Source organism: Caulobacter sp. GW821-FHT09B08 (genome assembly GCF_059418225.1).
Genome location: NZ_JBWKPL010000003.1, coordinates 1 through 21,905, shown reverse-complemented (window position 1 = coordinate 21,905; position 21,905 = coordinate 1). Strand labels below are relative to the sequence as shown.

26 protein-coding genes, 1 tRNA gene and 1 pseudogene are annotated in these 21,905 nt (G+C 69.4%); 20 read left to right on the top strand and 8 right to left on the bottom strand.

The window, feature by feature from the left end; genetic code table 11:
• Positions 1-179 precede the first annotated feature (179 nt).
• From AC07OA_RS10640 to AC07OA_RS10630, 3 genes are all read left to right on the top strand, one after another.
• On the top strand, positions 180-1,400 hold the full coding sequence (locus AC07OA_RS10640; protein ID WP_494663778.1) for an aspartate aminotransferase family protein: 1,221 nt from the start codon (positions 180-182) through the stop codon (positions 1,398-1,400).
• Between the two features lie 69 nt (positions 1,401-1,469).
• The gene (argF, locus tag AC07OA_RS10635; protein WP_494663777.1) at positions 1,470-2,405 is read left to right on the top strand and encodes an ornithine carbamoyltransferase; all 936 of its coding nucleotides are present in this window, start codon (positions 1,470-1,472) and stop codon (positions 2,403-2,405) included.
• A 10-nt stretch (positions 2,406-2,415) separates the two neighbouring features.
• A complete protein-coding gene (locus tag AC07OA_RS10630; RefSeq protein WP_494663776.1) occupies positions 2,416-2,655 on the top strand; it encodes a DUF2164 domain-containing protein in 240 nt (79 codons plus the stop codon).
• Here the strand turns inward: AC07OA_RS10630 and AC07OA_RS10625 are convergent, their stop codons facing one another.
• Positions 2,656-3,792: a pepsin/retropepsin-like aspartic protease family protein gene (locus AC07OA_RS10625; protein ID WP_494663775.1), complete on the bottom strand. Its 1,137-nt coding sequence runs from the start codon at positions 3,790-3,792 to the stop codon at positions 2,656-2,658.
• 136 nt (positions 3,793-3,928) lie between these two features.
• Here AC07OA_RS10625 and AC07OA_RS10620 point away from each other — a divergent pair, with 136 nt between their 5' ends.
• A complete protein-coding gene (locus tag AC07OA_RS10620; RefSeq protein WP_494663774.1) occupies positions 3,929-4,849 on the top strand; it encodes an Hsp33 family molecular chaperone in 921 nt (306 codons plus the stop codon).
• Between the two features lie 51 nt (positions 4,850-4,900).
• Here AC07OA_RS10620 and AC07OA_RS10615 read toward each other — a convergent pair whose 3' ends face one another.
• The 6 genes from AC07OA_RS10615 to metZ form a co-directional block, all read right to left on the bottom strand.
• A complete protein-coding gene (locus AC07OA_RS10615) occupies positions 4,901-5,254 on the bottom strand; it encodes a VOC family protein (protein WP_494663773.1) in 354 nt (117 codons plus the stop codon).
• A gap of 96 nt (positions 5,255-5,350) precedes the next feature.
• On the bottom strand, positions 5,351-6,085 hold the full coding sequence (locus tag AC07OA_RS10610; protein ID WP_494663772.1) for a DUF3108 domain-containing protein: 735 nt from the start codon (positions 6,083-6,085) through the stop codon (positions 5,351-5,353).
• Entirely contained in the window at positions 6,082-6,729 is a 648-nt protein-coding gene (locus AC07OA_RS10605) for a hypothetical protein (RefSeq protein ID WP_494663771.1), read from the bottom strand. Before AC07OA_RS10605 ends, AC07OA_RS10610 begins: the two co-directional genes overlap by 4 nt.
• Positions 6,720-7,028 carry a PadR family transcriptional regulator gene (locus tag AC07OA_RS10600; RefSeq protein WP_494663770.1) on the bottom strand — a complete coding sequence of 103 codons (309 nt, stop codon included), beginning with the start codon at positions 7,026-7,028 and terminating at the stop codon, positions 6,720-6,722. Before AC07OA_RS10600 ends, AC07OA_RS10605 begins: the two co-directional genes overlap by 10 nt.
• Before the next feature lie 85 nt (positions 7,029-7,113).
• On the bottom strand, positions 7,114-7,578 hold the full coding sequence (gene apaG / locus AC07OA_RS10595) for a Co2+/Mg2+ efflux facilitator ApaG/CorD (protein ID WP_494663769.1): 465 nt from the start codon (positions 7,576-7,578) through the stop codon (positions 7,114-7,116).
• On the bottom strand, positions 7,559-8,743 hold the full coding sequence (gene metZ, locus AC07OA_RS10590) for an O-succinylhomoserine sulfhydrylase (RefSeq protein ID WP_494663768.1): 1,185 nt from the start codon (positions 8,741-8,743) through the stop codon (positions 7,559-7,561). Before metZ ends, apaG begins: the two co-directional genes overlap by 20 nt.
• A 209-nt stretch (positions 8,744-8,952) precedes the next feature.
• Here metZ and AC07OA_RS10585 point away from each other — a divergent pair, with 209 nt between their 5' ends.
• The 9 genes from AC07OA_RS10585 (at position 8,953) to AC07OA_RS10545 (ending at position 15,465) form a co-directional block, all read left to right on the top strand.
• Positions 8,953-9,171, top strand: coding sequence for a hypothetical protein (locus tag AC07OA_RS10585; protein ID WP_494663767.1), 219 nt, complete (start codon positions 8,953-8,955; stop codon positions 9,169-9,171).
• A 58-nt stretch (positions 9,172-9,229) separates the two neighbouring features.
• Positions 9,230-10,258: a 2'-deoxycytidine 5'-triphosphate deaminase gene (locus tag AC07OA_RS10580; protein WP_494663766.1), complete on the top strand. Its 1,029-nt coding sequence runs from the start codon at positions 9,230-9,232 to the stop codon at positions 10,256-10,258.
• 81 nt (positions 10,259-10,339) lie between these two features.
• Positions 10,340-11,224 carry a TraB/GumN family protein gene (locus tag AC07OA_RS10575; protein WP_494663765.1) on the top strand — a complete coding sequence of 295 codons (885 nt, stop codon included), beginning with the start codon at positions 10,340-10,342 and terminating at the stop codon, positions 11,222-11,224.
• 167 nt (positions 11,225-11,391) lie between these two features.
• Positions 11,392-12,258 (top strand): kinase, encoded by an 867-nt coding sequence (locus tag AC07OA_RS10570; protein WP_494663764.1) that lies wholly within the window; start codon positions 11,392-11,394, stop codon positions 12,256-12,258.
• Between the two features lie 132 nt (positions 12,259-12,390).
• Positions 12,391-12,681 (top strand): hypothetical protein, encoded by a 291-nt coding sequence (locus tag AC07OA_RS10565; protein ID WP_494663763.1) that lies wholly within the window; start codon positions 12,391-12,393, stop codon positions 12,679-12,681.
• A gap of 103 nt (positions 12,682-12,784) precedes the next feature.
• Complete coding sequence (locus AC07OA_RS10560) at positions 12,785-13,366, top strand: hypothetical protein (protein WP_494663762.1); 582 nt, start codon at positions 12,785-12,787, stop codon at positions 13,364-13,366.
• 12 nt (positions 13,367-13,378) lie between these two features.
• Complete coding sequence (locus AC07OA_RS10555) at positions 13,379-13,573, top strand: helix-turn-helix transcriptional regulator (protein WP_494663761.1); 195 nt, start codon at positions 13,379-13,381, stop codon at positions 13,571-13,573.
• A 47-nt stretch (positions 13,574-13,620) separates the two neighbouring features.
• Entirely contained in the window at positions 13,621-14,538 is a 918-nt protein-coding gene (locus tag AC07OA_RS10550) for an alpha/beta fold hydrolase (protein WP_494663760.1), read from the top strand.
• 42 nt (positions 14,539-14,580) lie between these two features.
• Positions 14,581-15,465: a TraB/GumN family protein gene (locus AC07OA_RS10545; RefSeq protein ID WP_494663759.1), complete on the top strand. Its 885-nt coding sequence runs from the start codon at positions 14,581-14,583 to the stop codon at positions 15,463-15,465.
• Between the two features lie 222 nt (positions 15,466-15,687).
• On the opposite strand, the gene AC07OA_RS10540 is transcribed toward AC07OA_RS10545, so the two are convergent.
• On the bottom strand, positions 15,688-16,131 hold the full coding sequence (locus AC07OA_RS10540) for a response regulator transcription factor (RefSeq protein WP_494663758.1): 444 nt from the start codon (positions 16,129-16,131) through the stop codon (positions 15,688-15,690).
• A 182-nt stretch (positions 16,132-16,313) separates the two neighbouring features.
• On the opposite strand from AC07OA_RS10540, the gene AC07OA_RS10535 reads away from it, so the two are divergent.
• From AC07OA_RS10535 to AC07OA_RS10505, 7 genes and pseudogenes are all read left to right on the top strand, one after another.
• A complete protein-coding gene (locus AC07OA_RS10535) occupies positions 16,314-16,706 on the top strand; it encodes a response regulator transcription factor (protein WP_494663757.1) in 393 nt (130 codons plus the stop codon).
• Positions 16,706-19,228, top strand: coding sequence for an ATP-binding protein (locus tag AC07OA_RS10530; RefSeq protein ID WP_494663756.1), 2,523 nt, complete (start codon positions 16,706-16,708; stop codon positions 19,226-19,228). Before AC07OA_RS10535 ends, AC07OA_RS10530 begins: the two co-directional genes overlap by 1 nt.
• On the top strand, positions 19,225-19,608 hold the full coding sequence (locus AC07OA_RS10525; RefSeq protein ID WP_494663755.1) for a response regulator: 384 nt from the start codon (positions 19,225-19,227) through the stop codon (positions 19,606-19,608). Before AC07OA_RS10530 ends, AC07OA_RS10525 begins: the two co-directional genes overlap by 4 nt.
• Positions 19,605-19,865, top strand: coding sequence for an Hpt domain-containing protein (locus tag AC07OA_RS10520; protein ID WP_494663754.1), 261 nt, complete (start codon positions 19,605-19,607; stop codon positions 19,863-19,865). Before AC07OA_RS10525 ends, AC07OA_RS10520 begins: the two co-directional genes overlap by 4 nt.
• 109 nt (positions 19,866-19,974) lie before the next feature.
• Positions 19,975-20,238: a hypothetical protein gene (locus tag AC07OA_RS10515; protein ID WP_494663753.1), complete on the top strand. Its 264-nt coding sequence runs from the start codon at positions 19,975-19,977 to the stop codon at positions 20,236-20,238.
• 78 nt (positions 20,239-20,316) lie between these two features.
• Positions 20,317-20,391 (top strand) — tRNA-Gly (locus AC07OA_RS10510).
• 179 nt (positions 20,392-20,570) lie between these two features.
• A pseudogene (locus AC07OA_RS10505) lies at positions 20,571-21,905 on the top strand (hypothetical protein); the annotation flags it as partial.

Sequence of the window (21,905 nt, the reverse complement as noted above, 5' to 3'; positions counted from 1 at the left end):
TGGTTGGTCAATGCCTTCGGTGGAGTCCGAATCCCAAAAGTTGTTAGCCGAGGTGGCCTCCGACACTCAAAATTCACGGGCGATTTGTTGACACGACGGGGTTACGCGCCGACAACGCTCAGCCTTCCGGTCCCCGCGCTTTCAGCACGGGGGCTTCTTTCCTTTTTGGGAGGTCGGTCTTGAGCACCGCGACGTCGTCAAATCCCTCGCAGCAACACCACATCATGGGCGTCTACAACCGCGCCCCGCTGGCGTTCGAGCGAGGCCGAGGCGCGCGCCTGTTCTCGACCACCGGCGAAGAGTACCTGGACTGCGTGGCGGGCATCGCCACCGACGGCCTGGGCCACGCCCATCCCGTGCTGGTCGAGGCGTTGAAGACCCAGGGCGAGAAGCTCTGGCACGTCTCCAACATCTACCGGATCCCCGAGCAGGAGGAGCTGGCCGACACGCTGTGCGCCAACAGCTTCGCCGACGTGGTGTTCTTCACCAATTCGGGCACCGAGGCGATCGAGTGCGCCCTGAAGACCGCCCGCAAGTTCCACACCGCCAACGGCCAGCCGGAACGCGTCGAGATCTTCGGCTTCGACGGCTCGTTCCACGGCCGCTCGTACGCGGCGGTCAATGCGGCGGGCAACCCGAGCTATGTCGAGGGCTTCGGTCCGCGCCTGCCGGGCTACACCCAGCTGACCTTCGGTGACTTCGACGCCATCAAGGAAGCCGTCGCCAAGCCGACCACGGCCGCCGTGATCATCGAGCCCGTGCAGGGCGAGGGCGGGGCCCGCGCCATGAGCGTGGAAGACCTGAACGAACTGCGCCGCCTGACCCGCGAGGCCGGCGTGCTGCTGATCTATGACGAGGTCCAGTGCGGCATGGGCCGGACCGGCAAGCTGTTCGCCTACGAGTGGGCCAGCGACGCCGCGCCCGACATCATGTGCGTGGCGAAAGCCCTGGGCGGCGGCTTCCCGGTCGGCGCGTGCCTGGCCACTAACGAGGCGGCCAAGGGCATGACCGTGGGCGTCCACGGCTCGACCTTCGGCGGCAACCCGCTGGCCATGGCCGTGGGCAAGGCGGCGTTCGACACGATCAACACCGACGAGATCCTGGACAACGTCAAGCAGGTGGCCGGCTACTTCGTCCAGCAGCTGAACGGCCTGAAGGATCGCTTCCCGGACGTCATCGTCGACATCCGCGGCAAGGGCTTCCTGATCGGGATCAAGCTGATCCCGAACAATCGCGAGTTCATGGTCCTGGCCCGCGACGAGAAGCTGCTGGTGGCCGGCGGCGGCGACAACTGCGTGCGCCTGCTGCCGCCGCTGAACCTCACCATCGAGGAAGCTTCGGAAGCCATCGCCAAGCTCGAGAAGGCCTGCGAGGCCGCTCGGGCGCAAAAGGCCGGCTAAGGCCTTAGGCCACCTAATGAAACCGCTCGTTCCGGCGCGCGCCGGGGCGGGCGGGCAGGGGGATTTGCAATGACCGAACCCAGGCACTTCATCGACCTGTGGAAGCTGGACGGCGCCACGCTGCGCCTGATGCTGGAAGACGCCAAGGCCCGCAAGGCCGCCCGCGCCGGCTGGCCCAAGGGCCGCGTGGACGCCGACGCGCCCGCCGCCGACCGCGTACTGGCGATGATCTTCCAGAAGAACTCGACCCGCACCCGCTTCTCGTTCGACGCGGCGATCCGCCAGCTGGGCGGCAGCGGCATCATCTCGACCTCCAACGACATGCAGCTGGGCCGCGGCGAGACCATCGAGGACACCGCCAAGGTGCTGTCGCGCATGGTGGACGCGGTGATGATCCGCGCCAACAACCACGCCGACGTCGAGCGCTTCGCCCAGGTCTCGACCGTGCCGGTGATCAACGGCCTGACCGACAAGAGCCACCCCTGCCAGATCATGGCCGACCTCCTGACCATCGAGGAACATCGCGGCGACATCGGCGGCAAGACCATCGCCTGGGTGGGCGACGGCAACAACGTCTGCTCCAGCTTCATCCACGCCGCGCCGCTGCTGGGCTTCAAGCTGAACATCGCCTGTCCGGCGGTCTATCACCCCGACCTGGTGGACCTGGCCCGCGCCCAGGAGCTGCAGGGCCAGATCGTCATGACCGACGACCCGCGCGAAGCCGTGCGCGGCGCCGACGTGGTGGTGGCCGACACCTGGGTGTCGATGGGCGACACCGATCACGACGAGCGTCTGGCGGCTCTGGAGCCCTATCAGGTCGACGACGCCCTGATGGACCTGTCGGCCCCCGACGGCGTCTTCCTGCACTGCCTGCCGGCCCACCGGGGCGAGGAGGTCACCGACAGCGTCCTGGACGGTCCGCGCTCGCTGGCCTGGGACGAGGCGGAGAACCGCATCCACGCCCAGAAGTCGGTGCTGGCCTGGTGCTTCGGGGCCATCGGCTAGAGGGACCGGCATGGCCAGGATCGAATTCGACAAGCCCGTCCGCGAGGCCCTGGCCTACAAGCTGTCGCGCTATCTGAGCAAGGAGCTGGACTGCGAGGCCAGCCTCCTGGAGGCCGGCTTCCTGCTGGAGTTCATCTCCGAGCAGATGGGGCCGTACTACTACAATCAGGGCGTCCAGGACGCCCAGACCCTGTTCCGCGCCAAGCTGGAAGACGTGGTCTACGAGATCGAAAAGCCGATCGCCGACTAGCTAGAGATAGGCCGTCAGGGTCAGGCTGGCGCTCAGGGTCTCGCCGCCGCGCCGCAGGGGCAAGGTGGCCGAGGTTCCGGCAGGGCCGGCCACCAGCTTCAGCGCGTCGCGGATCGTGGCTGCGCCCTCGATCACGTCGCCCTTACGGATCCCGGCCGTCGCCGCCGGGCCGCCGACGCCGACATCGACCACCTCGACCTTGCCCTTGTCGGCCTCCAGCCAGAAGCCGGCCAGGCTGTAGGGCTGCTGCGGGACCTCCAGGCCGTTGCGCTTGACCCACACGGCCTTGCTGGCCTTGTCGAACGACAGGTTCAGGGTCCGCAGCACCGCCAGGCCGACGATGTCCTTGTTGCCGGGCGTGTCCGGCGGGCGGATCACGACCAGCGGCGCCTCGTAGGTCGCCGGACCGATCTTCAGCCGGGGCAGGCGGACCAGGCGGCAGACGCCCGGCAGCATGCCCTGGATCCCGCTGACGCGGATCGGCGCGTAGGGCGTCTTGTCGCTCCACAGGCCCAGCTTGCGGCCGGTGGGATAGTCCAGGTTCATCGCCCAGGGCGCGCCGGTGTCGAACACCACCTCGCGGGTCTCGCCGGCCAGTTCGACGTCGGCATAGATGCGGGGCGTGCCGTTGCTGCCCTGCTCGTCGCGGATCTGCGAGTCCAGCCGCGTGAAGCCGGCGCGGTCGGGCGGGCCGCCGGGGAAGACGCGCCATTCGCCGACGTCGAAGTCCAGCTCGCTGTCGAAGGCGGTGACCATGCCCGAGGCCAGCAGGCCGTCGGCGCCCAGCCGCTCGCCCTCCAGGCCGAACAGGGCCGCGCTCTGCCGCACCGCCCCGCCCAGCTGCAGGTCCTGGACGGCGTAGAGCGGGAAGGTCTTGCCGTTCAGCCGCACGTCCCGAAGCTTGGGCAGGTTCAGCGGGGCGATGACCTCGTTGCGCATGCCGCTGACGACGGCGCCGGTGTCGATCGCGAACTGGAACGGACCCTTGCCGTTCACCATCCCGTCGATGAGCACGCGGTTTCCGGAAACCCGGATCGGAGCCACGATCGGCGCGGTCGCCGCGCGGGCGACGCCGGTCAGGGCCTGGAGAAAGGGCAGGGCCAGGGCGCTGGCGGCGAGACGGCGTCGGGTAAGCATGAGCGCTCCAAGGCTACGGCTCAATACAGCCTTGGGCTGTGCGCCGGGTCAATCGCCGTTTGATGAAAGCCGCCCGAACGCGGCTCCGTGGCGCGGGGGCTCGCATTTTCGCCACGAGCGACTATTTAACCGCCCCATGACCGACATCACCGCCAACACCGTCGTCGAGGGCGCGCCCGACGACCTCGTTTCCGCCTTCCAGATCGAAGGCCTGCCCGTGCGCGGCCGCATCGTGCGCCTGGGCGCCGCGGTCGACGAAGTGCTGACCCGCCACGACTATCCCGAGCCCGTCGCCAACCTGCTGGGCGAGGCCTGCGCCCTGGCGGCCCTGGTCGGCTCCAGCCTGAAGTTCGAAGGGCGCCTGATCATCCAGGCCCAGGGCGACGGCGCGGTGCGCTATGTCGTGGTCGATTACGACACCACCGGCGGCCTGCGCGGCTATTGCCGCTTCGATCCCGAGGAGGTCGCGGCCATTTCGGAAGGCTTCGCGCGTCCGGGCGCCAAGACCCTGTTGGGCGGCGGCACCTTCGTGATGACCGTCGACCAAGGGGCCGACATGGACCGCTATCAGGGCATCACCCCCATCGAGGGCGAGACCCTGGCCCTGTGCGCCGAGCAGTACTTCGCCCAGTCCGAACAGACGCCCACGCGCGTGCGGCTGGCCGTCGGCCAGGCCGACGCGGGCGAGGGCGCCAAGTGGCGCGCGGGCGGCATACTGATCCAGTCGATCGCGGGCGACGAGAGCCGGGGCGAGACCCAGGAGGCCTGGCGCCACGCCCAGGCGTTCTTCGAGACCACCGGCGAGGACGAACTGCTCGATCCCAGCCTGCCGACCACCACCCTGCTGTGGCGCCTGTTCAACGAGGACGGCGTGCGGCTGACCGAGGAAAAGCCCCTGCGCGCCTTCTGCCGCTGCTCGGAAGACCGCATCGCCACGGTGCTGGACTCGTTCTCGGCCGAGGAAGTGGCCGACATGGTCGAGCCCGACGGCAAGATCCACGTCACCTGCGAATACTGCTCGCGGGTCTATGCGCTGCCGCCGCCGGCGGCGGGGTGAGGGCGACGTCGTGCGCTGCTCGCGCACGACTGTCGCGTTCGCTGCTTAGGTCTATGGCTCGGGCTGCCAAAGTTCGATGGGATTGCCTTCCGGGTCGGCGATGCGAACGAAGCGCCCGATACCCGGCATGTCCCAAGCCGGATCGGTGCGAACCTCGATCTTCGCCGCGTGGAGTCGCTCGCAGAGCGGGTCGAGATCATCGACGCGCAGATTGAGCATCCATGGACGGTCCGTCGCGAAATAGTCGCTGTCGGCCGGGAAGGGTGAAAAGACGCTGGGTCCGGCCTGGGTGTCCCACGCGCCATAGGGGGTCGATCCTACGCCCAGGTGTTGAACATACCAGGCGCGAAGCGCCTCGGGGTCGCGAGAGCGAAAGAAGAAGCCACCGATTCCGGTCACGGCCATGTTGATCTCCGGTGCGAGAACCGCGCGCGGCGGGCTCGGATTTGGGAAAGAGAGGTCGAGCGCGCCCTGAGCGTTCAGGGCGTTCGTCGGTCAAGCCTATGGCGATCCAGGGGAGCGGGCGGTCGAGGCGCCGTTACCCGCCAGCGCGGCGCAGTCGCCGCCCAGCCTCTGCCCGAACGGTCCGGCCGAATAGGCGATCTCGTTCGGACGTTCGACCGCGACCACGTAGCGGACCAGGGCGGCGGGATCGTCGCCGGCGTCCAGAACCCAAGCGTCAACGGGGCCGCTGGGGGTGTCGGTCTGCTCGCGGCCAACCACGTTCACGGTGAACGCGCCGAAGCCCTTGTCGTATTGCCAGAAGGGCAGCGACAGACGGGCGCCGTCGCGCAGGGGCATGGCGGCGAAGGTAAAGCCCCAGAGATTGCCGTCCCAAACCGCGTGGTCGAGGGGCGTGTCGATCGTCACCGCGCCGTCCTTGGTCTCCTTCGTGCCGGTCACGCGGTCGGTGGCGTATCGGAGCGTGACACGGCGCCAGCCCGGGCCACTGGGATCGACGCCCCTTACACTTTCCAGGCTGACAGGACGCAGCGTCTTGCGATCGACCACGAAATGGTCGCGCATGTCGAAACGGCCGTCGCTCATGCGCTGGTGAATGACGATGTCCCATGTGGCTCTTCCGCTCGTGCGAGTGGGACGGATGGCTTGCCAGGTCAGGCCCATCGGTGATCCGCCGCGCGTGATCGTGAAACATTGCTCGCCCGCGCTCAGGCGCGCGCCATCGGGCGATGGTGTCGTTGCGGCCAGCAGCGCCGTCGCCAGAAGCATCATCATCGAAAGGCTCCTTTCATCGGGGTTCGCCGTAGGGCGGCCGAGACCATGAACAAGGCCAGCAGAACCACCTCGACGCCGAAGCCGGCGAACTGCACGCACACGCCCTTCCAGTCGGGCATGATCTCCAGGATCGAGGCCGCGAGCGCGATCGACGTCAGCAGCCCGGCGCCCATGGCCCCAAGCGCTGGGCGTGGCCGCAACGCCACCAGATGCCAAGCGGCCGCAAGATGGGCGCCGGCCAGCAAGATCAGCAGACCGCCCAGAAGCGGCGCGGACTGCGCGTAGGCGACGGCGATCTGCCGCTGCGCCTGGCTCCCGGCCAGCAGGGCGGCATGGAAATGGTCGGCTCCGCCGAGCGCGAAGCGGAAGCCGCCGTAGGCGCAGCCGAGATGGAAAACCGCCAGCGGGAGCAGGGTGATGGACACCAGCCCCGCTCGACCAATGGCCAACCCATCGGTCGGTTGGGCCAGATGCGCTCGCACCACCGTCACCGCGCAGCCGAACGCGAAGGGCAGGCCTCGCCCGCCCTCACAGGCTTCCTCATACTCCACGCGCATGGCCAGACCCCAGTCCGCGCAGCCGTCGGGCAGTCGGCGCGTGGCGAAGTTGACGAGCCACCGGGCTAGGGACTCGGTCAGGCCCATGCGGGAGACGCTCCATTGGCGCCGGGCTCGGCGGCGAGCAGCGACGCCGCCAACCGCGCGCCCGCGGGCGTAAGGCGGTAACCGTGGCGCGCTGGACGTCCTGGCTTTGACGGCGCCTGCCATTCGGCTTCGACAAGGCCCTGATCGGCCATACGCATCAGCAGGGGATAGAGCGTGCCGGACTGAAGGCCCGTCTCGGTCATCAGATCATAGCCATGACGCACCTGTGGCGCGCTGGCCGCCAGGACCTGGAGCAGCGTCGTCATCTGAGGAGAAGGGCGGCGATTGCGCTTGTTCATCGCCTATTACGATATATGTAGATTTAAGCGGGTCAAGACGCTGAACGCCGCGCGGTCGCTTGCGAGCAAAGCGATGGATGGAGCTTCAGTTCACCCTTCTTGCCGCGCCCGGCAGGTGCAGCGAGAACTCCGGGATTAGCGCCTCGAAGGTCTCGCCGGCCTCGGTCATCATCTGGAAGTGGCCGACCATCGAGCCCGTCGGCGTGGGCAGGGGGCAGTTGGAGACGTAGCGGAACGCCTCGCGGGGCCGCAGTTCCGGCTGCTCGCCCACCACGCCCGAGCCCTCGACCTCGGTGGCGCGGTTCAGGCCGTCGGTGATGGTCCAGTAGCGCGAGACCAGTTGCACGGTCTCCACGCCATGGTTCTCGATCTCGACCGTATAGCCCCACATCCACAGGCCCTCCTCGGGCGCGGAGTCCTCGGGCTGGTAGACGGTGGAGACGCGCACGACGATGTCGCGCGTGCGCGCCTCGTAGATGCCCGCATCGGCGCCGCGACGCCGGCGGATCCGCTTCAGCGGCGGGGAGGTTTCACGCCTGGTCGAGCGCACGCGTCACGTCCCGGGTCAGGTCCGCCAGGCTTTCCAGCCCCACCGACAGGCGCACGCCGCCCTCGACCACGCCCAGCGACGGGCGCATCTCTTCGGGCACCGAGCGGTGGGTGGTGGTCGGCGGGTGGGTGGCCATCGACTTGGCGTCACCCAGATTGTTGGAGATGTCGACGATCTCCAGGGCGTTCAGGAACTTGAACGCGGCCTCACGCGAGCCGAGGTCCAGGGCCAGCACGGTGCCGCCGCCGCTCATCTGCGATTTGGCGACGTTGTGGCCTGGGTGGTCGGCGCGGAAGGGGTAGAGCACCTGCTTGACCGCCTTGTGCTCAGCCACCACGTCGGCGAGGGCCGCGGCGGTGTCGGTCTGGCGGCGCACGCGCAGGTCCAGCGTCTCCAGGCCCTTGACCAGGACCCAGGCGTTGAACGGCGACAGCGACGGGCCGGTGTGGCGCAGGGCGTCGCGGTAGCATTCCTCGTTGATCGCTTCGCTGGTCAGGATGGCCCCGCCTAGCACCCGGCCCTGGCCGTCGATGTGCTTGGTGGCCGAATAGACCACGATGTCGGCGCCCAGCTTCAGCGGCTGCTGGAAGATCGGGGTGGCGAAGACGTTGTCGACGATGACCTTGGCGCCGACGGCGTGGGCCATTTCCGACACCGCGCGGATATCGGTGATCTCCAGCACCGGGTTGGACGGGGTCTCGATCAGCACGGCCTTGGTGTTGGGGCGGATCGCCGCTTCCCAGGCCTTGGGATCGGTGGCGTCGACGAAGGTGGTCTCCACGCCGAAGCGCGGCAGCCACTCGGCCACCAGCCAGCGGCACGAGCCGAACAGGGCGCGGCCGGCCACCACGTGGTCGCCGGCGCGGACAAGGCCCATCAGGGCCATGTGGATCGAGGCCATGCCAGTGGCCTGGGCGCGGCAGACTTCCGCGCCTTCGAGCAGGGCCAGGCGGTCCTCGAACATCTTCACGGTCGGGTTGTTGAACCGCGAATAGACGAAGCCCGGGTCCTCGCCGCCGAACCGGCGGTCGGCGCCCTCGGCGCTGTCATAGGTGAAACCCTGGGTCAGGTAGAGGGCTTCGGCCGTCTCCATGTGTTGCGAGCGCGCCAGACCGCCACGGATCAGCTTCGTCGCAACGTCCCAGTCTTTCGGATCCTCGGCCACGGCCTGTCCTCACGCCCACTGTCGAAAAGGCCGGTATGAAGGGTATCGGAGGGGGGCGGTCAAGCCGACAATCGCGTGACGTTGCACGGACTTGCGCGAAGTTCGGCCGTCGCGCGAACGCGTGGGAACCAAAACGGCGCCGTTAACCTTAAGCGTACGGCTCGGCCCGCCGACGGTCGGAGACGGGGCCGGGATTGGGGAGACCGCCAATGTCGCTGACTGGAGTGTTTCGTGTGTTCGCCGCCATCCTGGCCATCTTCGGGGCGCTGAACATCCTGCTTCTGATCCTGTCGGATCGCGTGCTGTCGTTTCTGCCGGTCGAGTTTCATCCGATCAGCACCCTGACCGAAGCCACGACCCTGTTCGGGGTGGGGGCGGGGATCTATCTGCTGTCCGGCCATCAGGCGGGCAAGAAAGCCCACCACTAGTTCCGCTTTCTGTGTTCGTGGCTTGCTTCGGCGCGGCGCTTTAGCGAGTGTCGCCCCGATGACCGACGCCCATGCCGCAGGGATTCTGCCCTGCCAATCGATCGAGGACCTGATCGCGCAAGAAGCGATCACCTCGCAGACCCCGTTCGACACCGACCAGGTGCAACCGGCCAGCCTGGACCTGCGCCTGGGCGCGCGGTGCTGGCGGGTGCGCGCCTCGTTCCTGCCGGGCGTGGCGCGTCGCGTGCCCGACCGCCTCAAGGACGTGGCCATGCACGAGCTGGACCTGACGAAGGGCGCGGTGCTGGAGAAGGGCTGCGTCTACATCGCCGAAATCCAGGAGCGCCTCAGCCTGCCGGGCAACGTAGCCGCGCGCGGCAATCCCAAGAGCTCGACCGGTCGGGTGGACGTGTTCGTGCGTCTGCTCAGCGACCACTCCAAGGCCTTCGACGACATCGAGAGCGGCTATGAAGGCCCCCTCTATATCGAGATCGCGCCCCAGACCTTCTCGGTGCTGGTGCGGGCCGGCACGCGGCTGAACCAGCTGCGCCTCAAGCGCGGCGATCCGGCCAAACTGGCGATCAAAAGCGTGGGCGTGGACCTTACGCCGGGCGAGGGCGGCATCGTCGGCTTCCGCGGCCGCCGTCACGCCGGCGTCGTCGACCTGGACCACGAGGACGGCCACGATCCGCGCGACTTCTGGGAGCCGCTGGAGACCCGCCACGGCGAGCTGCTGCTGGATCCGGGCGAGTTCTACATCCTGGCCTCCAAGGACGACGTCGAGATCCCGGTGCTGGAAGCCGCCGAGATGACGCCGATCGATCCGTCGGTGGGCGAGTTCCGGGTGCACTACGCCGGCTTCTTCGATCCGGGTTTCGGCACGGAAGAGGCCGGGGCTGTCGGCTCCAAGGGCGTGCTGGAGGTGCGCAGTCACGAGACGCCATTCCTGCTGGAGGACGGCCAGATCGTGGCCCGCCTGGTCTACGAACCCCTGACCGCGCGGCCCGACCGCCTCTATGGCGAGGGCGGCTCGCACTACCAGCGCCAGGGGCTGAAGCTGTCCAAGCACTTCAAGGCGTGGCGTTAGGTCGCAACACCGCGCTCTTCCCGGCTTAACCGCTGCGTCCGTAACCTGACCGTCTGTTGAGTCCAGACGTCGGGGGACGTGGTGTCGAGTTCGGGCGCGTATCGCGGGCTGTTGGCCGTCGGTCTGGCGGTCTGCATGCTGGCCTGCGCCACGGTGGCGAACGCCGCCCCGGCCCTGTGGGAAGTGCGCGACAAGGACACCACCATCTACCTCTTCGGCACGATGCACGTGCTGCAGCCCAAGGCCAAGTGGCGCACCCGGGCCTTCGATCGCGCCTATGCCCGGGCCGACAAGGTCTGGTTCGAGACCCGCGCCGACGCCGATCCCGCCGAGGTCCGGGCCCTGGTTGACCGCTATGGCGTGGATCCCGACCGCTCCCTGACCGAGAAGCTGCCGCCGCGCACCGTGGCCACGCTGAAGGCGGCGCTGGAGCGCGACGGCGGCTCGCTGGACCGCGTGGACCGCCTGCGGCCCTGGGCGGCGGCGATGATGCTGTCGGTGCTGCCCATGACACAGCAGGGCGCCAGCGTCTCGGCCGGGGCCGACGCCACGGTCACCCGCCAGGCGCGCGCGGCCGAAAAGCCCATCGCCACCTTCGAGACCCTGGAGCAGCAGATCCGCCTGTTCGCCGACCTGCCCGAGGCGGTCGAGGTGCAGTACCTGGACGACGTCGCCGCCGAGACCCTGTCGCCGCCCCGCAACGGCGTGGCGCTGGAGGCGGCCTGGCTGCATGGCGACATGGAGAAGCTCGGCCCGCTGGTGGTGGACGTGATGAAGCGCGACCGGCCGGCGCTGTACGACACCCTGCTCAAGCGCCGCAACGCCGCCTGGGCGCAGGCTCTGAGCGCCGAGATGGACAAGCCCGGCGTCGAGCTGGTCGCCGTCGGCGCCCTGCACATGGCGGGCGAGGACGGCCTGCCGGCCCTGATGGCCGCGCGCGGGTTCAAGGTGCGGCGGGTGCAATAGTGACCTGATCCTTCTCCCCTTGCGGGAGAAGGTGGCGCGCAGCGCCGGATGAGGGGTCTCTCAAACCTGTCAGGATGGGCTTGTCCGCAGCATCGCCGCCGTGCGACCCCTCATCCGTCAGCTTCGCTGACACCTTCTCCCGCAAGGGGAGAAGGAAGGGGGCAGGCATGATCGATCCAGACTGGCTCTCCCACTTTCTCCGCGCCGAAAACCTTCCCGCCGGCTTCGCCGCCGAGATCGAGCGGCTGCATGCGCCGCTGGCCGCGCGGATCGCGGCGGTGGCCATGGGACCGGCCTTCGTTGTCGGGATCTGCGGGCCGCAGGGCTCGGGCAAGACCACGACGGTGCGCGTGGTGGCGCGGCTGCTGGAGGCCCAGGGGCTGACGGTGGCGACCCTGTCGCTGGACGACCTCTACCTGACCCGCGCCGAACGCGAGGCCCTGGCCCGCGACGTTCATCCGCTGCTGCGCACGCGCGGCGTGCCCGGCACGCACGACGTGGCCCTGGGCCTGTCGGTGTTGGACGGCCTGGCCGGGGAGGGGGCGACGGCGCTTCCGCGTTTCGACAAGGCCGCCGATGATCGGGCTTCGTCCGAGACCTGGCCGGTGGTCGAGGGGCCGGTCGACGTGGTGCTGCTGGAAGGCTGGTGCCTGGGCGCGCGACCACAGCCGCCCGAGGCCCTGGCGACGCCGATCAACACGCTTGAGAAGGAGCGCGACCCCGACGGCGCCTGGCGATCCTACGTCAACGCCGCCCTGGCCGGTCCCTACCGCGCCCTGTTCGCCCGGCTGGACCTGCTGGTCCTGTTCACCGCCCCCGACTTCGAGACCGTCCTGGCCTGGCGGCTGGAGCAGGAGGCCAAGCTGCGCGCGCGCCTGGCCGCCGAGGGGCGCGAGGGCGCGATGAGCGACGCCGAGGTGGCCGACTTTGTCCAGCACTACGAGCGCCTGACCCGCCACATCGCCGCCGAACTGCCCGCCCGGGCCGACCTCGTCATCGCTCTGGACAAGGACCGGCGTTCGGTCATGCTGTGACTGGCCAATCGGTCGCGCGGCACGCTGTCGCACTAGATGTGGTGTGGCCGCAAACGTCCTTCCACCAGTGCTAGTTTCCCTTGGTCGGCGAAACGACTCACCGAGTCGCCGACGAAGCGGAGCCTTTCGACCATGAGCGCACTCTTCGGCGGGACCTATTCCACCCACGCCAAGCGGGTCGAGATTTGGAACCGGGCCGCGCCGATCCCCGGCTGCGACAAGGCCGTCTGGCGTTGCGACGAGCACGGCCGGATCATCCGCTGGGCCGACTACGACGACCGCTTCTCGCGCTACGGCTGGACCATCCTGCGCGAGCGTGGGGAAGGTCGGCTGGCCCGCGCCCTGGGCCTGGTCTCGGCCAAGGCCGTGCACCTGAACCAGGCCGACGTCCTGGAGGCCGCACCTTTCCGCAAGGCCGCCTGACCGAGCCCGCTGTCTTCTCTCCTTGATAATTTGACAAGCTTGCTTGACATGATCGTGTCTTAATAAGACAAGTATCCTTGTCACAAAGACGAGGAGGCTTGTCATGACGAGCGACACCGCGCCGGCTGGGCGCCTCAAGAAGCTGGGTCTGTTCGCGGCCTTCATCCTGGCCATCGCCTTGTCGGTCTGGATCGGCACTCAGGGCGGCGTCTGGGCCTATGTCGGGGGGCTGGGCACGGTGGCCGCGTCGCTGGCCTTCGCCCTGCTGTCCAACCGGCTGTTCCGACGCGAGACGATCCGTCCGCCCATGCGCCGCTACCTGTTCCGGTTCGGCGTCTCGATGAGCGCCTATGTCGTGCTGCTGGTGACGGCGGTGTCGCTGGGCCGACAGGGATACGCCGACGGCCCCTGGGGCTATCTCATCGCGCTGGCCCCGTCGCTGGGCGTGCTGGGCGCCATCGCCACCATGGGCTTCTACCTGGCCGAGGAGACCGACGAGTTCGCCCGCACCACCCTGATCCAGAGCCTGCTCTGGGGCGCGGCCGGCACGCTGAGCGTCGCCACGATCTGGGGTTTCCTGGAGACCTTCGACAAGGTCCCCCACGTGCCGACCTGGGCGATGGTGCCGATCTTCGCGGTGTTCATGGGGATCGCCCAGACCCTGATCGCCCGCCGCTATCGCTGACCGGAGGGCGCCGTGAAAAATCGCCTCAAGGTCCTGCGGGCCGAACGGGACTGGAGCCAGGCCGACCTGGCCGAGCGCCTGGACGTCTCGCGCCAGACCATCAACGCCCTGGAGACAGGCAAGTACGACCCCAGCCTGCCGCTGGCCTTCAAGATCGCCCGCCTGTTCGGCCTGTCGATCGAAAGCATCTTTCAGGACGAGGCCTGAGCCCTCTCGGGCTCGTCCGCCACCCACCTTCAAACCCGGAGACCACCATGACCGTCCGCCGCTTCCTGGCGCGCGCCGCCTTTGCCTGCGTCGTCACCGCCGTCACCGCCGCCGCCGTGCTGCGCCCCGCCCACGCCGCCGAGCCCGTCGCGGTTCCCTCGGCCGCCGCCCCGCGCTTCACCGTCGCGGTGAGCGGGCAGGGGCCCGACGTGATCCTGATCCCGGGCCTGGCCTCGTCGGCCGCCGTCTGGGACGACACCGTCAAGCAGCTGCGAGGCCGCTACCGCCTGCACGTGATCCAGGTGGCGGGCTTCGCCGGGACCCCGGTCGGCGCCAACGCCGAGGGGCCGGTGATCCAGCCCACGGTCGACGCGCTCGACGGCTACATCAAGTCGGCCAGGCTGAAGTCGCCGGCGGTGATCGGTCACTCCATGGGCGGGCTGATGGGCCTGATGCTGGCCCGCCAGCATCCCGAGGATGTCGGCCGGCTGATGGTGGTCGACAGCCTGCCGTTCTACGCGGTTGTGTTCTCGCCCCAGGCCACGGTCGAGGGCGTCCGGCCCCAGGCCGCCGCCATGCGCGACATGGCCGAAAAGTCGACGCCCGAACAGTGGGCGGCCGGCGAGACCCGCATCATGGCCAGCATGGTCAAGTCGCCCGCCGGCCTGAAGGCCGCCACCGAGGCGGCCATCGCCTCCAACCCCTCGGTCACCGGCCGCGCCCTCTATGACGACCTGATCACCGACCTGCGCGGCGAGATCGCGGCGATCAAGACGCCCACCGTCATGCTGTATCCGTGGGACGAGACCACCGGCGCGCCCCAGTCGGCCTTCGACGCGATCTACACCGGCGCCTACGCCCCGATGGCCTCGGCCAAGGTCAAGCGCATCGACGGCTCGCTGCACTTCATCATGCTGGACCAGCCGGCCGCTTTCGCCGCCGAGGTGGAGAGCTTCCTGAAGTAGAGGCCGCTTGTCGGACGGGCCCGCGGGCGGAACAGTGAAGCCATGATGATTCTGCTCGCGTCCGTCCGCCGCTTCGCTCTTGCCCTCGTCGTCCTGCTGGCGGCGGGGGCGAGCCCCGTCCTGGCCGAGCCCGCCCTGTGGGTGATCAAGGACAAGGACTCCACGATCTACCTGTTCGGCACGATCCACGTGCTGAAGCCGACGACGGCGTGGAGCTCGCCCAGGATCGAAAAGGCCTTCACCGAGGCCGACGACCTGGTCACCGAGATCATCGAACCCGACGACAAGGCCGTCATGCAGGGCCTGATGCTGAAGTACGGCCTGGACCGCGACACGCCGATCTCGGCCAAGCTGAAACCCGAGACCTACGCCAAGCTCCAGGCGGCCGCCCAGGCCATGGGCCTTCCGCCGACCGGCATGGACGCCATGCGGCCGTGGCTGGCGTCCATCACCGTGTCGTTGGTCCCGCTGTTCAAGGCCGGCTACGACCCGGAAAGCGGCGTCGAGAAGAAGCTGACCGCCCAGGCCAAGGCGGCGGGCAAGCCCATCGCCGCCTTCGAGACCTTCGAACAGCAGATGCGCTTCTTCGCCGACATGACGCCCGACCAGGAGGCCCAACTGCTGGACTCCACCCTGGACGAGGTCGCCGACGGGCCGGCCAAGGTCGGCGCCTTGGTCGACGCCTGGGCCGCGGGCGACCAGGCCGCGCTGGAAACCCAGATGATCGACGAGATGCGGCGCGACTATCCGGAGGTCTACAAGCTGCTGCTGACCGACCGCAATCGCGACTGGGCGGGCCAGTTGAAGACCAAGCTGGCCGGTTCGGGCGTCAGCTTCGTGGCGGTCGGCGCCGGGCACCTGGTCGGTCCCGACAGCGTGCAGGTCCAACTGAAGAAGTTGGGGATCAAGGCCGAGCGGGTGGAGTAGGCGGCGGCTTAGCGCGTGCCGACATTCAACCACTCCCCCTTCTTGCCGTCATTCCCGCCCTTGTGGCGGGAACCCCTCTGTCCGCCGCAGGTGCGGGAGGGTGGCGCGCCAGCGCGCCAAGGCATTTCACTTGCGAGCTGAACCAGGGGTTCCCGCCACAAGGGCGGGAATGACGGCTGAAAAAGGAGGCGTCGAGCCATTCGAGGCTGAACGTCGATCCGCCTAGTCGATCTCGTAGACCGCGGGCCGGGGCGCCTTAGCGGCCGGGCGCGGCGGCGGAGGCGGCGGCGCGACGCGCTCGCGCTTGCCCAGCACCGCCTCGATCCGCGACAGCAGGCTCTCGGGGGTGAACGGCTTGACGATGTAGCCGTTGGCGCCGGCGTGGCTGGCCGAGCGCACGGTCTCCACGTCGCCGCGCGCGGTCATCATCATCACCGGCACCTTCAGCTTCTGGTACTGGCGCAGCATCTTCAGCAGCTGGATGCCGTTCATGCCCGGCATCTGGATGTCGAGCAGGACCAGGTCCCACCGGGTCTGCTTCAGCGCGTTGAACCCCGTCTCCGGCGTGCCGGCCAGCGACACGCTGTGGCCGGCCTGGGTCAGCACCAGGTCGACGAACTGGCTGACCAGCGGATCGTCGTCGATGACGAGGATGGAGGCGGACACGGTCGAAGCTCTTCCAAGGCGCGGCGGGTGGATCGGACGCACCATGCCGCGAAAGGCTGAAAGGTCCGTTAGGCTCCCGACATTAGGATCACGAAGGTGCGACCATCGGTGTCTGGACGGGACCGGTCGGCCGCTGCGAGTATCAGAGTGCGAATCCGGCCTTGCCGGCCAGGGGAGACACGATGGTCGCACTGCATTCGGCGCCCGTCGTCTACGTGGTCGACGACGATCCCCTGATCCTGGAATTCCTACAGGGCGCCCTGGCGCGCGAGGGCTATCGCGTCGCGGGTTTCGGAGACGCCGACTCCGTGGTCCAGGCCGCGCGCGGCGCGCGGCCTGCGGTGTTCATGGTCGATGTGCGCATGCCGGGCGTGGACGGGGTGGAGCTGGTCGGGCGCCTGCGTGGGCTCGAGGCCTGCCTGACCACGCCGGTAATCATGCTGACCGGCGGCGGGCGGCTGGACCGCATCGTCCTGGCCCTGAACGCGGGAGCCAACGCCTATCTGATGAAGCCCTTCACCCCCGACCAGGCCCTGACCAAGATCGCCGAACTGCTGGCCGGAGGAGCTTCCTGATGCCGACCCTTTCGTCCGGCACGAAGCGCGCCTCCAAGGGACTGATCCTGCCGGCCATCGTCGGCCTGGTGATCGTGCCGGCCCTGCTGCTGACCGTCGCCCTGGAAATCGGCCGCGAGTTCAATCGCGGCCGCGAGCTGCGGGCGGCCGTGAACCACTCCTACGAGGAGCGGCTGCAGATGCAGACCGTGTTCTCGCTGATGCAGGACGCCGAGACCGGTCAGCGCGGCTACATCATCACCGGCCAGCCGCGCTTCCTGGAGCCTTACGCCAACGCCTTGCAGTCGTTGGACAAGGAGCGGCGGCGCCTGCGAACCCTGCGGCTGGGCGATCTCACCAGTGCTTCGTCCACCTCGGCGGAGGCGCAGGCCGAACTCGATCAGCTGGACGTCAAGATCGACGCCAAGCTGGCCTATATGCGCGCCAGCATCGAGACGCGCGACACCTTGGGCGCCGCCGCCGCTCAGGCGATGGTCGGCGAGGGCCGGGGCAAGCGGATGATGGACGAGATCCGTGTCCACATGGCCCAGATGGTCAAGGCCGAGAGCCAGGCCCTGGCCGAGCGCATCGCCGCCGACGCCGAGCGCACGCGCCACACCGAGCGCCTGACCCTGACCTTGTTCCTCACCCTGGGTCTGCTGCTGTTCGGGGCCTTCGTCCTGATCCTGCTGCAAGGGCGTGGACGCCAGAAGCTGCTGGAGCGGTTCGAGGTCACCGCCGCGCGGATGACGGCCATCTTCGACAGCGCCCAGGACGGCCTCCTGACCTTCAACCGGTCGGGCACGGTGGAGAGCGTCAATCGCGCTGGCTTGGCGATGTTCGGCTATGCGGCGGGAGAGACCACTGGCCGCGACGCGGCGCTGCTGTTCGACATTCCCGAGGACAACCAGCTGTTCCTGGACCGGCTGGGCGGCGGACGCGACCTGCGCCAGGGGCTGACGCGCGAGTTCACCGCGCGCCGCAAGGACGGCTCGACCTTTCCGGCCGAGGTGTCGCTGGGCCGCTTCGACCTGGCTAGCGGCGCCTATGTGGTGGCCGCGGTCCGCGACATGACCGAGCGTCGCCGTGTCGAGCAGATGAAGTCGGAGTTCGTCTCCACCGTCAGCCACGAGCTGCGCACGCCCCTGACCTCGATCGCCGGCTCGCTGGGCCTCCTGGTCGGCGGGGCGGCGGGCGCCTTGCCCGAGCGGGCCTCCCGCCTGGTGGGCATCGCCCATTCCAACAGCCAGCGGCTGGTGCGGCTGATCAACGACATCCTGGACGTCGAGAAGATCGAGTCCGGCCAGATGACCTTCAATCTCGAGCCGCTGGACATGGTCGAGGTGACCCGCAAGGCGCTGGAGGCGATGCAGGGCCTGGCCGGCGAACTGGGGGTGAAGCTTATCCTGTCGGCGCCCGGCGCCGCCATGGTGCGCGGCGACGCCGACCGGCTGGCCCAGGTGGCGACGAATCTGATCTCCAACGCCGCCAAGTTCTCGCCCAGGGGCGGGATTGTGGAGCTGCGCGTCGCGCGCGAAGGGGCTCGGGTGCGGTTCAGCGTGCGAGACCACGGGACAGGTGTTCCCGAGGCCTTCCGTGAACGGATCTTCTCCAAATTCGCCCAGGCCGACGGCTCCGACACCCGCCGCCTGGGCGGTACGGGACTGGGCCTGGCCATCTGCCGCGAGATCGTCGAACGGCACGGCGGGCGGATCTGGTTCGACTCGCCGCCGGGCGAGGGGGCGACCTTCCATGTCGACCTGCCGCTGATGGACGGCGGCGCGGCGACGGCGTCGGCTTCGCCGGCGCGGCGCGTGCTGATCTGCGAAGACGACGCGGACGCCGCCACCGTGCTGAGCGAGATGGTCGCCGAGCTGGGCCTGGCCGCCGACGTGGTGGGCACCCTGGCCGCCGCCGAGGCCGCCCTGGCGCGGCCTGCCGCCTACGGCGCCTTGCTGCTGGACCTGCGCCTGCCCGACGGCAACGGCCTGGACCTGCTCAAGCGCCTGCGGGCCCGTCCGGAGACCCGGGCCCTGCCGGTGCTGATCGTGTCCGGCGACGTCGGGGAGACGCCCCAGAGCCTGGACGTGCTGGACTGGCTGCAGAAGCCCGTGGACGTGGCCCGCCTCAACGCCGCCCTGGCCAATGCCCGGCGGGGCGACGACACGCGGCTGCTGGTGCTGCACGTCGAAGACGATCCCGACGTGCGCCAGCTGGTGGCCGACACCCTGGAGGCCCATTGCGAGGTGGTGGCCGCCGACAGCCTGAAAGCCGCCCGCCGCCTGCTGAAGGACATCTCGCCCCAGCTGGCGATCCTGGACGTGGCCCTGGGCGACGGATCGGGGCTGGACCTGCTGCCCGACCTCAAGCCGCGCGGCCGCGCGCCGGTGCCCGTCATCGTGTTCTCGGCCCAGAGCATCGACGACGAGCAGGTGGTGACCTCGGTGGACGCGATCCTGACCAAGTCCCGCACCACGCTGGACGAGCTCAGCGACCGCGTGCAGCGGCTGGCGGGCCTGGGAACGGTGGAGAAGGACGCATGACGCCGCTGAAGCTGATGTATGTCGACGACGAGCCCGACATCCGCGAGGTCGCCTCGTTCGCCTTCGAGCTGGATCCGGGCATCGAGCTGCGGGCGCACGCGTCGGGCGCCGCCGCACTGGCCGCCCTGGCCGCCGATCCGTGGCGACCGGAGGTCATACTGCTGGACGTGATGATGCCCGACATGGACGGTCCCACCACCCTGGACCGCATCCGGCAGATCGCGGGGCTGGAGGCCACGCCGGCGATCTTCATCACCGCCCGCGCCCTGCCGCAGGAGCGCGAGGCGTTCCTGGCCCGGGGCGCGGTGGGGGTGATCACCAAGCCGTTCGACCCCATGACCCTGGCCAGCGACGTCCGCTCGATCATGGCGGGCGCATGAGCGATCCTCTCGCCGCGCTGCGGGCCAAGTTCGTCGCGCGCTGCGCCGAGGACCTGGCCGTGGTCCGCGCGGATCCCGACGCGCCGGACCTGGCGCGAGTGATCCACCGCATCGCCGGGGCGGCCGGCATGTTCGGCTACGGCGCGCTGGGCGCCCTGGCGGGCCGCATCGACGACGACGCCCAGGCCGGCAAGGGTTTCTCGGATCAGGACCTGGCCGAGCTGGCGACGGCCCTGGAGCAGGCCGCCGGCGCCTGAGGGATCGCCTTGGCGATGTCGGCGCTACGGCGCGCCCATCCGTGGACGCCATCGACGCGCGGCCGTTAGTAGATCGGACCGGACGGCCGGAAGACTTCAGGAGACTCCCATGAGCCAGGAACGAGACGAGGCCGTCGACCGCGTGATCGGACTGGAGGAGGAGGTCGAGGCCTCGGGCGTGGCTGCGGTCGAGGGCGACTCCCTGACCCATGCCCGGGCCATCCTGCACGCGTGGGTGGACCAGATGGTCGGGGTCGTGGTCTCGCCGGGCCTGGGCCGGGTCACCGTGATCCACGAGGGCGGCAAGCGCTCGACCATCGCCTCGGCCAGCCTGCCGTTCCTGATGAGCCTGCCGGTCGGCGCCAAACCCTGACATTTGCCGACGCGGCGGCTTGAGCGCGCCGGGAAGACCGGCTAAGTCACCCACGCAACGCGGGCCGCGCCTTCGTTCGCGGGCGTAGCTCAGAGGTAGAGCGTCTGCTTCCCAAGCAGAATGTCGTGGGTTCGATTCCCATCGCCCGCTCCAATCCCGCCGATCTCCCGAAAATTGCAACGCTGGCGACAGGCGTCGTCGGATGTCTCGCGATGGGACATATAACTTTGTTCTCCCAGAGCGCGAAAAGCGTCCGATTCAGCCTAGGAAGCAGCTAAGCTGTGGGCGCGTGACGGGCCGAAGGCCGCGGCACGCCGAGGGGGAAGACGATTATGGGCAAGTTGGCGAACACGGCTGCGGCCGCTGGTGCGGGGACCTCGCGCGTTGATCGCCTGGCGCGGTTCGCCGAGGGGCTGGAGCAACTGGCCGACCGCTGGAGCCGCGAGGCGCGGGATCCGCGCGTCGCCGCCGCCCTGAGCGAACGCTTCGGTCCGTCCGCGCCCGAACTGCTGGCCACCCAGGACGCCGTGGCCCATCTGCTGGCGACCTCGTTCGGAACGCCCGGCGCCCTGCCGCCCAAGCTGCTGCTGCGCCTGCACGACGCCCTGGCGGCCCTGGCCGTGCTGGCGGCCCACAAGCCCGAACCGACCGCTCTGAACGTCGTCCCGATCATCGACACGCGCAGCCGCGCCCAGGCCGCGCGCCTGGAGACCTCGGCACGCAAGCTGCTGAAGGGCCTGGGCAAGGTCCTGGCCGCCGGCGCTATCGGCGCGGCCGTGCTGGGCGCCATGCCCGCGGCGGCCGGCGACTATGTGAACCACACCAAGGACGGCTCCGGCGGCAGCGGCGGCGGCACCTATCCCGCCCAGGGCGGCGACGGCGACAACGGCAACGGCGGCGGCTCGCTGACCCTCACGCTCGGTAGCAACTACGACAAGGCCGGCGGGCCGGCGGTGAACGTCACCGCCAACGGCGGCAACGGCGGCAACGGCGGCGACGGCTTCCTGATCCCGCCCTTTATTCCCGTCGGCTTCGGCGGCGACGGCGGCGCGGGCGGCGACGGCGGCACGCTGGACCTGACCCTGCACGGCGACATCTCGACCACCGGCAACAACGCCGTGGGCGTGCAGGCGCTGAGCAAGGCCGGCGCGGGCGGCGACGGCGGCGACGGCTATGGCGCCTATGGCGAGGGCGGGTCCGGCGACCACGGCGGCGCCGGCGGCAGCGTCGACCTGACCAGCACCGGCACGGTGACCACCCAGGGCAACCAGTCCTCGGCCCTGTTCGCCCAGAGCGCCGGCGGCGCGGGCGGCGACGGCGGCTACGGCGCGGGCCTGGTCGGCTCGGGCGGCAGCGGCAGCGGCAGCGGCCCCGGCGGCCACGTGGGCGTGGTCAACGAGGGCCTGCTGGAGACCTTCGGCGAAAGCTCCAACGGCATTCTGGCCCAGAGCATCGGCGGTCTGTCAGGTTCGGGCGGCTCGGCGGGCGGCATCGGCGCCTTCGCGGGCGGTTCGAACGCGGCGGGTATCGGCGGCGACGTGCACGCCGACAACCACGGCCGGATCGTCACCCATGGCGACCTGTCGTACGGGATCCTGGCCCAGAGCGTGGGCGGCGGCGGCGGCGCGGCCGGCGGCGCGGGCGGCGTGGCGGCCCTGGGCGGCGAC